The 15,944-nt window shown below is 71.7% G+C and carries 22 protein-coding genes; 3 read left to right on the top strand and 19 right to left on the bottom strand.

The features are described from left to right. The first annotated feature begins 411 nt into the window (after positions 1-411). Together RIU97_RS20980 and RIU97_RS20985 are read left to right on the top strand one after the other, a co-directional pair. Entirely contained in the window at positions 412-1,161 is a 750-nt protein-coding gene (locus tag RIU97_RS20980) for an NDP-sugar synthase (protein WP_404958983.1), read from the top strand. A gap of 44 nt (positions 1,162-1,205) precedes the next feature. After that, positions 1,206-2,009 (top strand): STM4013/SEN3800 family hydrolase, encoded by an 804-nt coding sequence (locus RIU97_RS20985; protein ID WP_404958985.1) that lies wholly within the window; start codon positions 1,206-1,208, stop codon positions 2,007-2,009. Between the two features lie 62 nt (positions 2,010-2,071). Here the strand turns inward: RIU97_RS20985 and RIU97_RS20990 are convergent, their stop codons facing one another. From RIU97_RS20990 to RIU97_RS21000, 3 genes are read right to left on the bottom strand one after another with little or no spacing between them, the layout of a single operon-like run. Continuing rightward, positions 2,072-2,341 carry a hypothetical protein gene (locus tag RIU97_RS20990; RefSeq protein WP_404958987.1) on the bottom strand — a complete coding sequence of 90 codons (270 nt, stop codon included), beginning with the start codon at positions 2,339-2,341 and terminating at the stop codon, positions 2,072-2,074. Beyond that, on the bottom strand, positions 2,338-2,565 hold the full coding sequence (locus RIU97_RS20995) for a hypothetical protein (protein ID WP_404958989.1): 228 nt from the start codon (positions 2,563-2,565) through the stop codon (positions 2,338-2,340). The genes RIU97_RS20990 and RIU97_RS20995 overlap by 4 nt, the downstream gene beginning before the upstream one ends. A gap of 28 nt (positions 2,566-2,593) precedes the next feature. After that, entirely contained in the window at positions 2,594-3,388 is a 795-nt protein-coding gene (locus RIU97_RS21000; RefSeq protein ID WP_404958991.1) for a peptidoglycan-binding protein, read from the bottom strand. A 121-nt stretch (positions 3,389-3,509) separates the two neighbouring features. Between RIU97_RS21000 and RIU97_RS21005 the strand changes: the two genes are divergently transcribed. Continuing rightward, entirely contained in the window at positions 3,510-3,689 is a 180-nt protein-coding gene (locus tag RIU97_RS21005; RefSeq protein ID WP_404958993.1) for a hypothetical protein, read from the top strand. A gap of 7 nt (positions 3,690-3,696) precedes the next feature. Here RIU97_RS21005 and RIU97_RS21010 read toward each other — a convergent pair whose 3' ends face one another. The 16 genes from RIU97_RS21010 to RIU97_RS21085 form a co-directional block, all read right to left on the bottom strand. Beyond that, a complete protein-coding gene (locus RIU97_RS21010; RefSeq protein WP_404958995.1) occupies positions 3,697-5,196 on the bottom strand; it encodes an SGNH/GDSL hydrolase family protein in 1,500 nt (499 codons plus the stop codon). A gap of 115 nt (positions 5,197-5,311) precedes the next feature. Then, entirely contained in the window at positions 5,312-6,079 is a 768-nt protein-coding gene (locus RIU97_RS21015) for a hypothetical protein (RefSeq protein WP_404958997.1), read from the bottom strand. Beyond that, on the bottom strand, positions 6,079-7,194 hold the full coding sequence (locus RIU97_RS21020) for a hypothetical protein (RefSeq protein WP_404958999.1): 1,116 nt from the start codon (positions 7,192-7,194) through the stop codon (positions 6,079-6,081). Before RIU97_RS21020 ends, RIU97_RS21015 begins: the two co-directional genes overlap by 1 nt. Further along, positions 7,182-8,150, bottom strand: coding sequence for a hypothetical protein (locus RIU97_RS21025; RefSeq protein WP_404959001.1), 969 nt, complete (start codon positions 8,148-8,150; stop codon positions 7,182-7,184). The genes RIU97_RS21020 and RIU97_RS21025 overlap by 13 nt, the downstream gene beginning before the upstream one ends. Positions 8,151-8,162: 12 nt before the next feature. Further along, positions 8,163-9,065 (bottom strand): phage distal tail protein, encoded by a 903-nt coding sequence (locus tag RIU97_RS21030; protein WP_404959003.1) that lies wholly within the window; start codon positions 9,063-9,065, stop codon positions 8,163-8,165. A gap of 4 nt (positions 9,066-9,069) precedes the next feature. Next, positions 9,070-11,304, bottom strand: a complete 2,235-nt coding sequence (locus RIU97_RS21035; RefSeq protein ID WP_404959005.1) for a hypothetical protein — start codon at positions 11,302-11,304, stop codon at positions 9,070-9,072. A 47-nt stretch (positions 11,305-11,351) separates the two neighbouring features. Then, positions 11,352-11,480 (bottom strand): hypothetical protein, encoded by a 129-nt coding sequence (locus RIU97_RS21040; protein ID WP_404959007.1) that lies wholly within the window; start codon positions 11,478-11,480, stop codon positions 11,352-11,354. A gap of 74 nt (positions 11,481-11,554) precedes the next feature. Next, entirely contained in the window at positions 11,555-12,010 is a 456-nt protein-coding gene (locus tag RIU97_RS21045) for a hypothetical protein (RefSeq protein WP_404959009.1), read from the bottom strand. Continuing rightward, positions 12,007-12,474 carry a phage tail tube protein gene (locus tag RIU97_RS21050; protein WP_404959011.1) on the bottom strand — a complete coding sequence of 156 codons (468 nt, stop codon included), beginning with the start codon at positions 12,472-12,474 and terminating at the stop codon, positions 12,007-12,009. Before RIU97_RS21050 ends, RIU97_RS21045 begins: the two co-directional genes overlap by 4 nt. Before the next feature lie 11 nt (positions 12,475-12,485). Beyond that, a complete protein-coding gene (locus RIU97_RS21055; protein WP_404959013.1) occupies positions 12,486-12,899 on the bottom strand; it encodes a minor capsid protein in 414 nt (137 codons plus the stop codon). Then, positions 12,892-13,203 carry a hypothetical protein gene (locus tag RIU97_RS21060; protein ID WP_404959015.1) on the bottom strand — a complete coding sequence of 104 codons (312 nt, stop codon included), beginning with the start codon at positions 13,201-13,203 and terminating at the stop codon, positions 12,892-12,894. Before RIU97_RS21060 ends, RIU97_RS21055 begins: the two co-directional genes overlap by 8 nt. Positions 13,204-13,216: 13 nt before the next feature. After that, complete coding sequence (locus RIU97_RS21065; RefSeq protein ID WP_404959017.1) at positions 13,217-13,510, bottom strand: hypothetical protein; 294 nt, start codon at positions 13,508-13,510, stop codon at positions 13,217-13,219. After that, complete coding sequence (locus RIU97_RS21070) at positions 13,507-13,902, bottom strand: hypothetical protein (protein ID WP_404959019.1); 396 nt, start codon at positions 13,900-13,902, stop codon at positions 13,507-13,509. Before RIU97_RS21070 ends, RIU97_RS21065 begins: the two co-directional genes overlap by 4 nt. Before the next feature lie 176 nt (positions 13,903-14,078). Beyond that, positions 14,079-14,936: a phage head protein gene (locus tag RIU97_RS21075; RefSeq protein ID WP_404959020.1), complete on the bottom strand. Its 858-nt coding sequence runs from the start codon at positions 14,934-14,936 to the stop codon at positions 14,079-14,081. Positions 14,937-15,001: 65 nt separating this feature from the next. Next, the gene (locus RIU97_RS21080) at positions 15,002-15,664 is read right to left on the bottom strand and encodes a hypothetical protein (protein WP_404959022.1); all 663 of its coding nucleotides are present in this window, start codon (positions 15,662-15,664) and stop codon (positions 15,002-15,004) included. Between the two features lie 107 nt (positions 15,665-15,771). Next, a complete protein-coding gene (locus RIU97_RS21085) occupies positions 15,772-15,942 on the bottom strand; it encodes an Rmf/CrpP fold protein (protein ID WP_404959024.1) in 171 nt (56 codons plus the stop codon). Positions 15,943-15,944 lie beyond the last annotated feature (2 nt).

A 15,944-nucleotide genomic window follows, 5' to 3' on the forward strand; every position in this document is an offset into this window, starting at 1 on the left:
GCGCCGGAGCGTTGGGGTGGGGGTTCGACCCGTGCCGTCGTTCGGTCGGTCCCCCGCTTGGCCCCGCCCGTCCCACTCCATCGGGCGGGGCCCCCAAGACTCCGTCCCTGCCGGACGTATCCGAGATCGAGGCTCCCCCCTCTCGCATCGGGATCCCGGCAGGGGCGGCGCCAACCCCCACCCCGTCCGGCATGTACGGCAATGGGAGCCGGGCGGGGTGGGTCAGCAGGTGCACGACGGTGCGGGGACAGACCCCGTGCCGGGGTTCTTGAGGAGGCACAGCAGTGACGCTCATGGAAGCACGCAAGCGCAAGGCCACCGTTCGCGTTTCCTCCCCGTCGCCGCTCTCGCGTTGAGAGGATGCGGACGGGCGCCGAAGCGGCGCCCTGGACGCTGAAGGAAGACGGCGATATGACCTCGAACCTGGTGACGCAAGCTCTGATCCTGGCGGGTGGCCAGGCCACCCGTATGCGCCCGTACACCGACGATGCGCCCAAGGCTATGGTGCCCGTCGCGGGGTCGCCGATCGTCGGCTACCAGCTCGCGTGGCTGGCGGATCACGGGGTTAAGTCGGTGACCATCAGCGGCGGCTACAAGCACGAAATGATCACCAGTTACGTTGGGGACGGCTCACGTTTCGGTGTGGATGTTCGGTATGCCATCGAAAACGAGCCGTTGGGGCGCGGCGGCGGCCTGAAGTTCGCAGCGCGCCGCCTGGCTTTCCCCGACGCGCCGTTCTTCGTCCTCAACGGTGACGTGATCACGAACTTCTCACTGGCCAACCTGGCGGCCTGCCACGCGCAACGTGGCGGAGCCGTTACCGTCGCTCTTTCGCCGTACCGCTCGAACTGGGGCGTAGCCGATCTGGACGACGACAACCGCATCCGGGGGTTCGTCCAGTCGCCGGAGCTTCCGTACTGGATCAACGCGGGCATCTACGTCTTCAATCCCGACGTGGTCAGCATGCTGCCTGACGTGGGCGACCACGAAGACAGCACCTTTCCCCAGCTCGCCAAGGATGGGCGGCTCGTCGGCTACCGACTGTCCGGCTACTGGCGCGGCATCGACACCGTCAAGGATGTCGTGGAGGCGTCCAAGGAAGTCATTTCCTCCGGCGGTGTGCTGCCCCCGGAACTCCGCACCACAAGCCCCAACGCCTGACCCCGGGGGCCACGTTGGCCCAAGGGTCGAAAGGACGGGAACGCGTGATCAACGCGAACGAAGTCATCGGCACGCACAACGTTCTGTTCATCACGTTCGACTCGCTGCGCTATGACGTAGCGCGGGCAGCGACGCACGGTGGCCGCACCCCGAATCTCGAAAACGTGCTCCCTGACGGGCTGTGGGAAGAACGCCGGACGCAAGGGTCCTTCACCCTGCCTGCGCATACCGCGTTCTTCTCGGGATTCCTGCCTGTCCCCTCCGGCCCGGAGCGCCCGGGAAGGCTGCTCGCCTGCTACGCGATGCGCGGGACCACGATCAAGAAGCGCACGTTCGTGTTCGACGCGCCCAACGTCGTGAGCGGGCTGGCCGGCCTGGGGTACCGCACCGTGTGTATCGGCGGCGTGGGTTTCTTCTCCAACCAGACCAAGTTAGGCCGGGTCCTGCCGGGCCTTTTCCAAGAGAGCTACTGGAGTCCGCAGACGGGGACGGACTGCCCGGACTCCACCCGCCATCAGGTGGACATCGCGTTGAACGTGCTCCGGGAGCAGGAAGTCGACAAACGGCTGTTCCTGTTTCTCAACGTCTCCGCTACGCATACCCCGCACTACATGTACGTGCCGGGCGAAACGGCCGACTCGTGGGAAAGCCAGTGCGCGGCGCTCGCCTATGCCGATTCCCAGCTCGGTCGTCTTCTCGACGCTATGCCCGCTGTGGGGCCTTGGCTTGTGTTGCTGTGCGCGGACCACGGCGAGGCTTTCGGGGAGGACGGCTACCACGGCCACGGCATCGCGCACCCGTCTGTGTGGAGCGTTCCTTACGCCGAATCCCTGATGGCTGCGGCATGAGACCCTGACGCAAAAGAACGCCCCCCGTACGGCCTCTGAGGGCCGTACGGGGGGCGTAGTTGTCAGCGGGCGGTACCGGCCTGCCAGAGGGCGAGCAGGACGCCCACGACGGCGACCAGGGCGGCGAGCGATGGGAGCGGCCAGCGGCCCCGTTCGAGGGCGTCGAGCCTGCTCTCGTGGTCGGCGATCTGCTTGTCGGTCTGGTCGGAGCGCTGCACGAGCAGGGCGAGGGATCCGTCGATGCGGGTCATGCCGACCTCGACGACGGCGCGCAGTCTCTCCAGTTCGAGGGCGACGCCCGCGCCCGTTTCGTCGGGGGCCGGCGGGGTCACTCGGCGACCTCGTCGACCAGGCCCAGGCCGACGCGGTCGAGGAGGGCCTCGACGGCGGGCAGGGCCATGACGCGGGCGAGGCCACCGGCGGCGGCGAGGGCTCCGGCAACCCACGGCAGGTGTTCGGGGATGCCGGCTGCGCCGACGATGGCGGGCAGGGCGACGGCCAGGGCGACCGTGGTCTGTACGAGGGTGCGGACGGTGCGCTTGTTGGCGGCGTTCATGCGGGGCTCCTTCTGGGGGTGGGGGTGGTCAGACCTTGGGGACGCGCAGGGCGGCCCAGGTGCTCGGGCCAGGCCAGCCGTCGGCGGCGGTGCCGCTGTGGCCCTGCTTGCGCTGCCACGCGGCGTAGGACTGGCGGTCGGCGTCGGTCCACTGCGGGCCGGGGCCGGAGCGGTACCGGCCGCAGCCTTCGGCGACCAGGCGGCGGCCCATGGCGGTGACGATCGGGCTGCGGGGCGCGGCCTTGAACCATGCGGCCCCGGGGTACGGCTCGTACCGCTCGCTCGGGGCCGGCCCGGGGGTGCCGCCCGGGCGCGGTGCGCCGCGCTGGATCCACGCGTACAGCGGGCCGCCAGGGCAGGCGGTCGGGTGGCCGTCGCGGTGACCCTTGATCTCGTCTCCGGCGTTGCCCTCGTCGCGCAGCCATTCGATGGCGCCGAGGATGCCGTCGAGCTGGGCGGCGGTCGGCTCGGTGAGGCCGGAGCTGCCGACCATGGCGCACACGGCGTAGTGCGCCCTGTTCAGCGCGGACGTGCCGTTGGCGCCGGTCTGGCGGTGCGCCCCGCGGCCTTCGTAGACGTAGCCGTGCGGGCACACCATCGCGCTGTACGCGATGTCGCTGTAGTCCTCCTCGTCGTCGGCGAGGTGCTGCGCCTGGATAGCGCGGACGCGGCCGGCGCACTGGGCGTGCGCGTCCGGGTTGGCGAGGGCCGGGGGGACGTACGAGCCTTCGTAGTGGACCTTCACGCCCCGGGTGTCGGGGATGGTGGTGAGCTTGTAGCGGGAGGGCCGGGCGCCCCACTGGGCGCGGGATACGAACTGCATGCGGGGCCTTTCTGGGCATGCCGAACACCCCCGGCGCGGTGCGTCCGGGGGTGCTGGGCTGGGGGGTTGGAGTGGGCGGATCCATGTGGTCCGCCGGTGGAGGGCCGCCTATCCTGCGGCCATGGATAAAGAGGACTTGACGCAGAAGGCTTTGAAGTACGCGGCCCTTTCCGACACCACACACCTGGTGCGGGCCCTACTCGCGGAGGAACCGGCCCTGACGGGGGCGGAAGTTCTCGCACGCATGGACGAGTGGGTGAAGGAGGCGTACGTCGAGGTACAGGCGTTCCGCCCCGCGTAACAGCGCCCTACGCGGGCAGCAGTTCGCGCAGGGCGGCGACGATGCGGCGGGAGAGGTAGACGTGCCCGGCGTCCGTGGGGTGGACCAGGTCGCTGCCCACGTAGGTCGGGGCGTTGCCGGTGGTGATCCACGGGCCGTGGGTGACGACGGCCTGCCCGGCCGCGTTGTAGATCGTGCCGGTCACCGGGGAGATGAACGGGAGCTGCGCGGCTGCGGCGGCGGCCCGGAGGGTCTCGTCAGTGGCGACGATGCTCGGGGCCGGGGTGCCGGTGGGCGCCCAGCACCCGAGTACGTACGTCTCGCACGCGGGCAAGCCCTGCTTGATCTGCGCGTACAGGGCGTCGGCGGCGGCCCGGATGACGAGCTGGTCGTTTCCGGAGACGTCGTTGTACCCGCCCCACACGATCAGCCGGTCAGGGTTCCATCCGATGATGTCGGCCGGGGTCCTGGTGCCGAAATTCGCGGTGGTGCCCACGGCGACGTAGCCGGTGGCGCCGCGGCCCTGCTCCCACACGTCCGTGGTGCCGAGCAGGCGGGCGGCGCGCTGCACCCATGTGCCGGTGCCGCCGCCGGTGTTGTGGGCGCTGCCGTCGCTGATGGAGTCGCCCAGGACGGCGAGGCGTCCGCCTTGCAGGGGGACGCGCCACATGGTCGCGGACGCCGGAAGGTAGACCCCGCCGAACGGCATCGTGGTGAAGTCGAGACGGATCACGCGCGGCGCGGCGGTGCCCAGGTCGATCGTGATCAGGTGCCCAGATCCGGCGGACGTGCCTCCGGCGGGCTGCGCGACGTCGCTGACCTTCCGCCCGTCGATGGACAGACGGAACATCGACGCGGCGCTGATGTGCTTGTACCGGACCTGTAGGTACCGGCTGTCGGTCCCGAACTCGACGGACCACACGGACTGACCGGAGGTGTAGAGGTTGGGATACCTCGACGTCGGTAGTACGTACTGGTTGTCGGGGGTGCCGGTGCCGGCCAGGAACCCGCCCGCTCCGGCGAATGTGAACGCGCCCCGTACCTCGCTGCCGGTGAGGGCGATCGGGGCGGGCACGTGCCGGATGTACCCGGCCGTCGGGGTGGTGCCCACGGCGGTGGAAATGACCGGCGCGGTGCCCGCGTACAGGGCGTCGGCGGTGATCGGGTCCGGCAGGTCGCGGCGGCGCCATTTCGTGTTGGACGGTCCGGCCGGTCCCTGGATGCCCTGTGGGCCGGGCGGTCCCTGGGGGCCGGCGGGGCCCTCGACGGCGAGATAGTTCGGCTTCGTCGGGTCCGTGGGCGCGATGTCGGCGAGGTCGACGTCGGCGGTGGCCTTGGGCAACAGGATGTTGTACGAGCGGTTGGTACCGACCCCGGCGAGCTGCTCGGTGACGACGTAGGACCAGCCGGCGGGGTCCATGCCGTTGGCATCGGTGGCGGGGAGGGTGACGGATATGCGGCCCTGGGGGTCGAGCGTGGCGGTTACGGGGCCGCCGAGTATCACGTCGGCCGCGCCGAACGTCAGCATGGCCGGGGCTCGGAAGCTGACTGATCCGGTGAGGGGTTCGCCGCTGGGGAGTAGGTAGCGGGCGTGGACGGTGACGACGGGGATGGTGACGGGCAGGGTGATGGCGGCCTCCGTTCTAAGGGGTGCGCACCGGGTCGGTGGGGGTCTCGTCGGCCGTGGCGGTGTTGCGGCCGGTGGCGCGGATGAGGCGGGTCTCGACGGAGGGCCCGGCGCTCTTGGCGCGGTGCTCGACGGTCCACTCGACGCGCTGCATGTACTCGATGCCGTGCATGGGCGCGGTGATGGTGTGCTCGGTCCACACGTCGGCGGGGACGTCGTAGTCGGCCAGGACCACGGGAGCGGCGCCCTGGGGGCGCATGGTGACCTTGACCTGTCCTCCGCCGGTCCCGGCCCGGGTGGTGAGGACGATCTCGGCGACGGCGTTGATGGCCGGGCCGGCGCCCGACCACGCGACGTCGAGCGTGGTCTGTGTGGTGCTCTGGCGGGCGGTCGGGTGCAGCTGGAGCGGGATCCACGGGCGGCCCAAGAACCGGTCCGAGCGGGCGTCGTCCATGGCCAATGCGCGGTCCGGGGCGGCGGTGTCCCGTGACCACAGCTGCACGATCTGCTGCGTGGCGGACGGGTCGTGTCCGACGGTGAGGGCCTCGCTGCCGTCCTGGCGGGCGAGCAACACCCCCCAGTCGCCGCCCGGGGTCTGCCCGGCCTCGAACACGGTGGTTCCGCCGGGCGCCTTTACCCGGATCCGGCCGCTCTCGCCGATCGCGATATCACCGGTCGTGATCTCGGTCAGGGCGGGCCGCATCTGCCCGCGTCCGGCCAGCACCCTGACGCGCCGCTCCAGTTCGCGGACGCGGTCAAGGAGGTCTTGAGGGACAGCGGCCATCAGGGAACCTCCAGATACAAACGGGCGGTCTCCGCGCGCCCGCGCTCGGGCGCGGTGATGGCCATGCCGACGATGCGGTACCGGGCGTCGAGGCCGTCGGGCCACATCAGGTCGGTGATCCGCAGGCGGACGGTGGCCCCGAGCAGCGCGGGCGTGAGGGGGGTACGGGCGAGCGCGACGGTGACCTCGGGGATCGTGCGCGGGGCCCGTGCGGCGTCCCAGTCGCCGCGCGCGTGCGCGTCGAGGGTGGCCTGTTGCTCCACGGTGGTGTGGTCGCTGGTGCCGTCCAGACGCGGCCAGCCGGCCGCGTGCGCGGCCTCGTCGACGAGGACCTCGGACATCAGCGGGACGCTCTCGGCGCCCGCATCGGAGTTGGTGGAGGCGCCGCGCGACTGCCACACCGTGGCGAGCGTGGTGGCGTCCACGGGCCAGGAGTAGGACAGGACCGGGCCGGGCCGGCTGAGGACGATGTCGCTCGTCCCTGTCCGGATCACCGGATGGCCGAGTACCAGGCTCTTGATCCGGTGTCCGGTGACGGGGTTGCGGTGGGCGCTGATCCGCCACTCGAACCCGCCCTCGACGGCGGCGAGGTCGTCGAGGAGTTCGCGGACGGTGCGCAGGTCGTAGCGGGAGTACGCGCGGTCGCGCAGGACCCCGGACATGCGGGCGTCGCTCTCGATGCCGATGTGCCCGCCCTCGGCGGCCTGCGCGTCCTCGACCAGGGTCCGGGCCAACTCGAACTGGTCCAGGCCCGTAAAGACGCTGCTGGTCATGACGAGTCGGTGATCGAGGTAGCTCTCGAAGCTCCCGGCCTGGATGGCCATGGACAGCCGGCCCCGCTCGTCGCTCTGGATCTGCGAGGTCCACAGCATCCCGCCCCACCAGATGTCGCCGCCGCGCTCCAGCCACAGAGCCGTGCGGCCGGGCGCGACGGCGTCACGGACCCGGGCGGCCATGGCCCGGTTGGGGATGGGGATGGATCCGGAACAGGTGCCGGTCTTGCCGATGTAGGCGTCGAGGCTGACGCTGTGCAGCGGCAGGACGTCGAGGAGCCGATCGGTGCGCAGGTCGCACAGCAGAGCGCGGTAGGCACCGGGCAGGGTTACGGCGCCCACGAGAGGCCGTTCAGGTAGATGGCCCAGGGCGGCGTGGTGCTCGGGAACAGATTCAGGGTCAGGGATCGGCTGCCGACCAGGGCGCCGAGCGGCGGCCCGCTGCCGACCACGGCGATCCCCACGGGCAGGTGCAGCCATATCGGGACGGGGACGGCGATGGGCAGATTCACGATGGTGGTACCGGCCGCGATGCTGCCGCCGTTGGAGGCGGTGATCTCTCCGCGCAGCCACACGCGGCCGTTGTGTATGGCGTACTGCGTGGGGCTGTGGCCGGGCGAGGTGAGCCCGGCGGGCAGGGGAAGCGGCTGCCAGACGATCGGCTTGACCACCGGTGCCCACGCGGTGCCGCTCCAGCGCTCCAGCTCGGTCCCGTTGTCGCGGTACTGCCCGGCGTAGCTGCCGGAGAAGGACAACGAATATCCGCGGGGGATGATCCCGCCGTACGAGGAGGTGTACCGGCGCCGGTCGGTCAGTGCGGACGCCCAGGTGATCCCGCCCGTTCCGGCGCTGGTGCCGGCCGGTACGGCGATCTCCCACAGCTTGATTCCGGCACTCGGCGTGCTCGGCGCAACGGGGGACGCGGCCGGGGTGCCGGTGATGATCTCCAGCTGCACGGCGTCCTGCTGCGCGGTCTCGTACAGCGTGTCGATCACCCGCAGCACCACGGCATCAATGCGCGGGTGTTGGGCGTGGCCGTCGGGCACGGTCAGCGTGACCGGGGCGGTGACGGCCACGGGGTAGCTGCCTTGCACGCTGGTGCCCTGCACGATGGCGCGGCCGGTGCTGATCTGGACCTGCATGGCGCTGGTGCCGGTAGCGGCCAGGCCGGCGCCCCCGGCGAGTACGCCGTCGCGGGTGGTGAGGGTGCCCTCGGGCGCCATCGTTCCGATGGGTGCGAGCCGGGTGTCCTCGCGGGTCTGTCCTTCCGGCAGCAGCCATCCGGCGCGCACGGTCATAAGGGGGTCCTCCTACCAATAGGCGGCGCGGTAGCGCACAGAGACGTTGGCGGCGGGGCCGCCGGTACCGGGTGCGGCCCGGAACGTGAGGGGGGTGGAGCCCGGGGCGAGGGTGAACGCCTCTTCGGGGCAGCTCTGCGGCGTCACGGTGTAGAGGCGCGACGCGGTGTTGTTGAGAAGGACCGTCCCGTTTGCGGTGTCGACGGTGAGGCGGTCCTCGGCGGCGAGCGTGATGTCGTATTCGAGGATCAGGCCGGTGGTGATGTTGGTCAGGGACGGCCGGGACACCGGGCCCCGGAACTCGATCACCGGGTGTGTGTCGGCGTCACCGCCGTTGAAAGTGACCAGCGTTCCCGTCGACCCCGGCAGCCCGAAGGCGAGCGGGTAGGCGAGGTGCTCGGGGCCGGGGTCGAGGTTCCAGCTGAGCCCGTCCTCGGCCTGCGGCAGGCCGGCTCTCGCCTCCTGCTCCTGGATGCCGTACCGGCGGGCGTCGGTGGCCTCCCACTGAAGCGCGACCCCGGAGATCACCCCTTGCCGGTAGCCGACGCCCACGGGCACGCTGCGGCGCACGATGCGCGCGTGCGTGAGCAGGGGCCCGCGCTCGTCAAGCCACACGGCGAGCGGCTGCTCGTCCTGGACCACGCCCGTGCCCGCGCCCAGTACCCGGACGGCCTCGCCGATCTGCGCGGACGGCGCCCGGATGAACATCGGGGCGGCGGTGATGGTGCGGGCCTGGGCGTACAGGGTGCCGGGGTAGGCGCCGTGCCCGCCGGCCCGCAGGACGGTTCCGGAGTCGAGGGCGGGGAGGGTCTCCCACCCGGCGAGTTCCTTCCACCGGTAGTAGGTACCGGCGCCGAGCAGGAGATCCCCGTACTGGACCTGACCGGGGGAGGTGAGCAGATCACCCGGGGCCATCAGCTCACCCCCGTCCCTTGGCGTGCCAGTCGAGGGCGCGCGCGTTGTCGTCCGGGGAGCCGTTCTCTGCGGCGTGCCAGTGCTCCACGTGCACGAGCGGGCCCCGGCTGGTGCCGGTGTCGAACACCGCGCCGCCCTGCCCGTACGGGCTTGCGCCCGCCCCCGCGTACGCGAGGGAGGGGACGGCGGGCGGGGTGACGAGCTGTCGCATGGTGCGGTCGACGGCGGCCTGGCCGGACTGGATGCCCTTGACCAGACCAGCGGGGATCCACCGGCCGACCTCGCGCGCCATGACGCGCGACGGCGAGTGGATGCCCAACGCCTCGGCGATGGGGCCGGGGATCAAGTTCTTTGCCCAGCCCATCAGGGTCGAGCGCAGCCAACCCCCCATGGACTGGATGCCGCTCCACAGGCCGCGCACGACGTCGCGGCCCTTGTCGACGAGGAGGCCGCCCAGGTCGCCCAGGGCGCCGGACAGCATGCCGGGCAGGCCGCGCATCCACGCGACCGCCTCGGACGCCTTGTTGACCACTCCGGCCTTGAACTCGCCCATCGCCTGAGTCGCACGGTCACGGAGCTGTCCGGCCATGGGAGCCACGGCGGACGCTGCTCGGCCGGGCAGGCCGCGCAGCCACTCGACGGCGGTGTCGATGCCCTGGCTGATCCACTGGCCGATCTTCTGGCTGATCTGCTGGATCAGCTGACCGGCGTTGGTCACGGCTTGCTTGGCCAGCTCCCACGCCTTGCCAAAGTCCCCACTCAGCAGCGCGACGACCGCGCCGATGATCGGGATCACGACTTGCGAGATGACGGCGGCCAGGCCGTTGGCGAAGATCCCGGCGAGCTGTCCGACCAGCGCGATCAGTGGAGTGATGATCGGCATCAGCGCGTTGAGTGCGCCGATCAGCAGCTGACCGATGGCGGGCAGCAGCGGGGCCAGGGCGACGAGGATCTGTCCGAAGGCGGCGCCGACCGTCGCGAGCGACGGGGCCAGGGCAAGGATCAGATCCGCGAGGATCGGCAGGATCGTTTCTGCTAGCTCGCCGACGACGGCCGCGAACGGAGTGACCAGGCCCGGCAGTTGGGCGAGGATCGGGGACAGGGCGCCCGCCAGGGCCTCGACCAGGATCCCGACCGTGGGGCCGAGCTGTACGAGGATGTCGCCGAGCGCGTTGAGCAGCGGCGTTACGGCGGGCAGAACGGAGGCGACCAGCGTCCCGATGACCGGCAGCAGCGGCGCCGCTGCGTCGATCAGCGCGCCGAACGCGTACGCGGCGGCGTCGAGGACGGGACCAAGCGCGCCAACGATCGGCGCGAGGCCGTCGCCGAGCGCGCCGATCAACCGCGAGAGCGGCGGGCCCAGGGACGCGAGCGCGGGGGCGAGCGAGTCGAGGAGGGTCTCGACGAGCGGCGCGAGCGCCCCCATGAGGGAGGCCAGCACCGGCCCGCCGGCCTCGGCGAGCGTGCCGATGAACCCGCCCAGTGCGGGCAGGATGATCGAAAGGCCCTCGAAAAAACCCGTGAGCCCTGTCGCTGCTCCGGCCGCGCCCGCGCTGATCCCGTCGAAGAGGCCGGCGAGGCCGTCGCCGAGCAGACCGAAGCCGCCCGACAGGGCCTCGACGACGGGCTGTGCCGCCTGGACGACGTTGACCAGGCCGGGCAGCAGGTTCTGAACCAGCGACCCGATGCCGCCTACCAGGGGCTGCACCATCGGAGCGACCCCGGCGAACAGTTCGCCGAGCCTCGGTCCGATGGCCTTGACCGTGCCTTCGATCTGGCCTGCGGCCTCGACGAAGGGTTTGACGAGCGGCTGTGCGGCCTTCTGGACGACGCCCTTGGCCGTCTCGGCCATGTCCGAGAAAGCGGACTTGACCTGTTCGTTCTCCTTGAGGACGGCCGCGCCCAGGCCGATGACGGCCAGGGGGACGGCCGCGATCGCGCCGCCCGCCACCAGGGCGCTACCGGCGAGAAGCTTGGTCGACGTCGCGGCGGCGCCGAGCAGGCCCCCGATACCGCCCAGGCTGCGCCCGGCCCGCTCGGACGCGGCCTCGAACGCCCCGGCGAGGCCGCCGCCCATCTCCGAACCGGCGGCGATGAAACGCCCGCGCATGTCGCGCAGACGGCCGTCAGCGTCGCGCTGGAGACCTTCGAGGGCGGCCTCGGCGCGCTGGACACCGGCCTGTGCGCCGGAGTCGTCGAGATCGATGTAGCCGGTCAGCTCACCGATGGTGAGGGCCAAAGGGAGTCACCCCCTTGGCCGCGCTGACTAGGCGGCTAACTCGCTATTTACATGGGCATGCCGGTGAGAGCTGCGATCTCGGCCGGGTCGGTCACGGCGCGCGGTGTGCGCTTCCAGCGCTGCGCGAACGTGGATTCGGGCGGCAGGCCGCCGAGCAGGACCAGGAAGCGGCGCACCGGCAGCTGGGCGACGTGGTCCTCGGTGAGGTGGTACTCGCGGGCGAGGTCGGCCTCGACGGCCGCCCAGTTGGTCAGGACCGCTTGCCAGAACTCTTCCGCTTCCCCTTGCCCTTCGGGCGCGGGCGCGGCCTGGCTTTTCCCGCCGTGGCCTGGGCGGCCTCGCGGGCGTCGTACTCGGCGGCGGCCTGCTCCATCGTCAAGGACCCGGGGGCGCCCATGTTCGAGGTGGACCACAGCAGGACGATGCCGAACTGGCGGTCGTCCATGCCGTGCTCGACCCAGTCGCCGATCGCGTCCGGACCGAACAGGGCGCCGAGCAGCCGGCGGATGTCGTCCGGCCGGGCGCTGGTATGTACGCGCTGGAGCTGGAGCGCGAACAGGGTGGTCATGCGCGGCGGCAGTGTGTACGAGCGGCCGAACAGGCGCAGCGGCAGACCCTGCGGGGCCGGCCGGGTCTGCTCGGCGAAGAACGCATCGAAGTCCGCTACCTCGGGGTGCGCGTCGTCCTGGTGGTCGAGTTCGGTCACGGGGTCACCGCCATCGTGGTCGCGGCGCCGCACCTGGTGAACGTGGCGCTCCAAGAGGTCTTGTCGTTGTTGCCGCCGCCCTGCTCGCCGGGGCTGACGGTCGCTTCCCACACCCGCCATGCGGTCTGTGTCTCGTGCCGGTAGCGGATCTGATTGCGGGATTCGAACCCGACTCGCTCGACCCAGTCGTCATCGATGTACGCCTGACCGGGGTCCCTGGCCTTGGTCGTCTTGTGCACGCGGTACTTGCCCTCGACGGACAGGGACGCGCCGCGCTGCATGACGTCCTGCTCGAACTGGCCGCCGGAGTCGAACGCGGTCGTCTCGACGGTCTCCTCGTTCTCCGAGGGGTTGTAACTCCACGTGTCGATACCGGCGATCGGCAGCCACACGTCAGGGTCAGCGGTGCTGTCCTGGACCTCGAAACGCCAGCCTCGGGCATCGATGGGGCGGGTGTCCGCCATGGGGGTACTCCTTACGGGGTGAGGGGGGCGGACACGGCGAGGTCGAAATTCGTGACGTGCTCGTGTCGGCCGGTGGCGTCGGTGCCCATGGGGGCGGGGGTGCCGCGCGAGGCGGCCAGGGTGAGGAAGAAACCGCCGGGCAGCTCGACGTCTGCGAGGCCCTGCAGAGCGGTGTGCAGGGCCTCGCAGCGGTCGCGGGAAACCCGCGGATCGGCCGTGCCGCGCACGCGGATCTGTAGGCGGCGGTCCTCGTCGTCGTCGCGGGACGTCTGTGGTCCGGCGTCGTACAGGGCGAGGGAAACGGCCCGGTCCGGGGCCGGCGGGAGCGCTTCTATGAAGCAGTCCCCCGTGACGCCCGTCGGGTCGTAGGTGAGCAGGGAGCGCCCGGCGAGGTAGCGGGCGAGCGAGTCGAGGAGGCTAGCCACGCAGGGACCTGCGCAGCTGCGCGGCGATGATCTCGGCGGCCTGGGCGGCCTCGGTCGTCATCGGCCCTTCGAGGTACTTGGCCGTGCGCCCGGCGTCGTGCCGGTAGGTCAGCTCCTCGTGCTGACGGACGGCGTACGGGGTGTCGTACGAGATGGCGGCTTTGAGGTCGGCCTCGTCGACGGTGGCCGTGCCGGAGCGTTCGAGGGTGGCCTCCTCGATCGGGACCCGCTTGCGGGACTCGGCGAGGATGTGCTCGGCGGCCAGGCGCAGGCCCCGTATCGCGCCCGCCCGGGTGCCGCGCATGGCGGCGCCCCCGTTAAGGCGAAGACGGCTGCGCTGGCTCACCGCACGTCACCTCCAGACAGGCCGGAACGGGCAGCCCTGGGGCGGTGTGCACGTGGACCTTGACGGCCGTGGTGATCCGCCCGTCCGGCAGGGTGATGCGGGAGCCGAGCGGGCAGTCGACGGCCGGCGCGGTGATGACCTGCGGGGCGGAGACCATGGCGCGGATGCCGGGGACGGGCGGCCCGTACGCGGGCCCGTACGCGGTGTCTCCGAGGTACGGCTCGACGGTGATGCGGTGCGGCAGGAACGTGGCGGGGACGATCACCAGATCACCCCCGGCAGCAGTCCGGCCGTGTGCAGGGCGCGGTACGCGCGCGGGGCGAGGTCGACCCCGGCCGTCGGCGACGGGCCGCCGGGCCGGCGCCCGCTGAGGGCAACCGGCCCGATGCTCGCCGAATCCCACTGGGCGGCGGCCCCGGTGCCGTCGTCGCCGGACGCAATCCAGAACTCGGCCTGCGCGCACGCGGCCGCCGCGAGGGCGGTGGCGATCTGCGGATCGGTGGGGTCTCCGTCGTCGTCGACGTCGTAGACGGCGGTCAGTAGGGCCGCGTCGACGTCCTCGCTCGCGCGGGCGAGGAGGCGGGCCGCGTCGTCGTCCGGCGCGGGCCTGCCCATCCACATCGCGAGGGCTTCGGGGGTGGCGTAGACGCGGCCCACGGCTCACCCCTCCTTCGTGGCCCGGGACGCAGAACGCCCCGCAGCCTTCTTGGCCTGCGGGGCGTCCGGGGGAGCGTCGTCCGGTGCGGGGTCATCCGGCACGGTGTCGTCCGGCGGTTCGGTCGGGGCGGGGCGATGGTGGCGGCGCAGCAGCATGCAGGATCGTTTCTTCCGGGTCAGGACGCGGCGAGGGTGCCGACGCACACGCCACGGTCCGCGAGGCGCTTAACGGCGTAGTGCATGGTCGTGGTGACGACGGTGGAGCGGGCGAGAATGTCGCGGTCGCTCTCCACCAGGGGGCGCCTCTTGTAGAGCAGGCCCAGCGCACCGGTCTTGAGGAGCAGGAACTTTCCGGCCGCGACGCGGTTGGTGACGAACACGGACACGCCGCCGATACGGCCGATGCTGCCGGAGGCCGCCGCGGATTCCCCGCTGCCCAGCTTGGCCGCGTCGATGAACTGGGGGTCGGCCATGGCCTCGCCCAGCTGCACGGAGTTGATGTAGAGGCCGGCGAAGTCGGACGGCTCCCACTCGTCGCCGAACTGGCCGATCGCGGGCACCATGGCGTCCAGCCACGTGAACCGGGTCTTCCCGGCGGCGGTGGTGAACTTGAACGGGTTGCCCCCGCCCTGCGCGGTCTCGTCGGCCTGCGCCTGCGCGATCAGCGCGGCATCGACCTTCCGGGCGGCCAGGACGCCGAACTGGCGGCGAGCCTCCGCCTCCGGGTCGCCCAGCGAGATCAAACGCGCCTTGTCCGTGATCTCGACGGCCTTACCGGCCTCCCGGATCACGGCCTCGGCGGCGCTGGTCGTCATCGGGGTCGTGGTCAGGGCGGTGGTCTCGGTCAGGTCGTCCAGCTCGCCGATCGCGCCCCACTTGGGAAACTTGATCTTGTCGCCCGGGGCGCCCACAAGGGTGTTGTCCTCGATCACGGCGGCGCTACCGGCCACGCGGACCTTACCGATGAACGCGGCCTGCGCCATGTCGCCCCACACCTCGGGGTTGATCATGGCTCCGGCGGTGGTCTGCGGCATTGCTGCTCACTCTCTCCGGCGCCCGATGGCGCCGGGCGTTGGGCCCGGCGCGGTGCCGGGAGGAATCAGCCGGCGAGGCGCCGGTACGTGGTGGGGTCGGTCTGGAACAGGTCGACGCGCTCGGCGTAGGTCATGGCCTCGAACTGGGCGGCGGTGACGCCCTGCTCGTGCGGCGCGGTGAACTCGCGTCCCCCGGCCTGCGGCCCGGCCTGCGGGGCGCCTGCGGCCAGACGGGGGTTTGCCGTGATGGCGGCCGTGATCGCGGCGGTGACGGCGGCGGTGTCGGCCGGGTTGACGTCGGCGAGGGAGTCGGCGAACGCGCGGGAGTCGAGCAGCGCGTCGGGGTCGGCTCCGGCCGCTGCGGCGGTCCGGTAGACGGCGAGCTGCACGGCGGTCTGCCGGGCCTCGGCCTGCGCGCTGGTGAGCTGCTCGGCGAGTTCCTCCGGCGTGGCCTGCTGCCCGGCCCTGGACGGGTCGAGGATGCCGAGCAGCTGCGCGGTCAGCTCCTGGCGCGCGGTGTCGGCTGCTGCCTGCTTCGCGTTGACGCGGCCCTTACCGGCCTCGGCGCGCGCGGCGGCGAGGTCGGCCTCAAGCCGGGCGATCGTGGCGGCCTGGTCCTGCTCGCCGGGGGCCGGCGCGGCAGGGTTCGGCGGGGTGGCCGGGGCCTGCCCGGTGCCGGTGTTCGGGTCGCCCTGGTCGCCGGTCGGGCCGGGAGTGGGGGTGCTCATGGTGTCGCCCTCCTGGGGCTGGTCGGCCCGCTCCTGGCGGGCGTACGGGCATGCGAAAGGGGGCCCGCACCTGGCGGGCCCCCTTTGGGTGTTCTTCGGTTGTGCGGCTACTCAGGCGACGCGTGCCCGGCCTTCCGGCGGGCGGCGGCGTAGCCCTTGATCCATGCGGTGCGCAGGATGTCGTCACGGCCGTACGGGCAGACGGTCGGCGGTGCGCCGCTCTGCCCGGCCTCGGTGCCCTTCTGGAGGGCCTCGACGATCTGCTCGCGTGTCCCCACGG

The organism is Streptomyces sp. 147326 (assembly GCF_045000215.1).
Lineage (GTDB): Bacteria > Actinomycetota > Actinomycetes > Streptomycetales > Streptomycetaceae > Streptomyces.

Coding starts and splice junctions, on each gene's coding strand:
- RIU97_RS20980 (WP_404958983.1), top strand. CDS start 412: ATGACCTCGAACCTGGTGACGCAAGCTCTGATCCTGGCGGGTGGCCAG.
- RIU97_RS20995 (WP_404958989.1), bottom strand. CDS start 2,565: ATGAACGCCGCCAACAAGCGCACCGTCCGCACCCTCGTACAGACCACG.
- RIU97_RS21000 (WP_404958991.1), bottom strand. CDS start 3,388: ATGCAGTTCGTATCCCGCGCCCAGTGGGGCGCCCGGCCCTCCCGCTAC.
- RIU97_RS21005 (WP_404958993.1), top strand. CDS start 3,510: ATGGATAAAGAGGACTTGACGCAGAAGGCTTTGAAGTACGCGGCCCTT.
- RIU97_RS21010 (WP_404958995.1), bottom strand. CDS start 5,196: ATGCTGACGTTCGGCGCGGCCGACGTGATACTCGGCGGCCCCGTAACC.
- RIU97_RS21015 (WP_404958997.1), bottom strand. CDS start 6,079: ATGGCCGCTGTCCCTCAAGACCTCCTTGACCGCGTCCGCGAACTGGAG.
- RIU97_RS21025 (WP_404959001.1), bottom strand. CDS start 8,150: ATGACCGTGCGCGCCGGATGGCTGCTGCCGGAAGGACAGACCCGCGAG.
- RIU97_RS21030 (WP_404959003.1), bottom strand. CDS start 9,065: ATGGCCCCGGGTGATCTGCTCACCTCCCCCGGTCAGGTCCAGTACGGG.
- RIU97_RS21050 (WP_404959011.1), bottom strand. CDS start 12,474: ATGGCGGACACCCGCCCCATCGATGCCCGAGGCTGGCGTTTCGAGGTC.
- RIU97_RS21060 (WP_404959015.1), bottom strand. CDS start 13,203: ATGCGCGGCACCCGGGCGGGCGCGATACGGGGCCTGCGCCTGGCCGCC.
- RIU97_RS21075 (WP_404959020.1), bottom strand. CDS start 14,936: ATGCCGCAGACCACCGCCGGAGCCATGATCAACCCCGAGGTGTGGGGC.
- RIU97_RS21080 (WP_404959022.1), bottom strand. CDS start 15,664: ATGAGCACCCCCACTCCCGGCCCGACCGGCGACCAGGGCGACCCGAAC.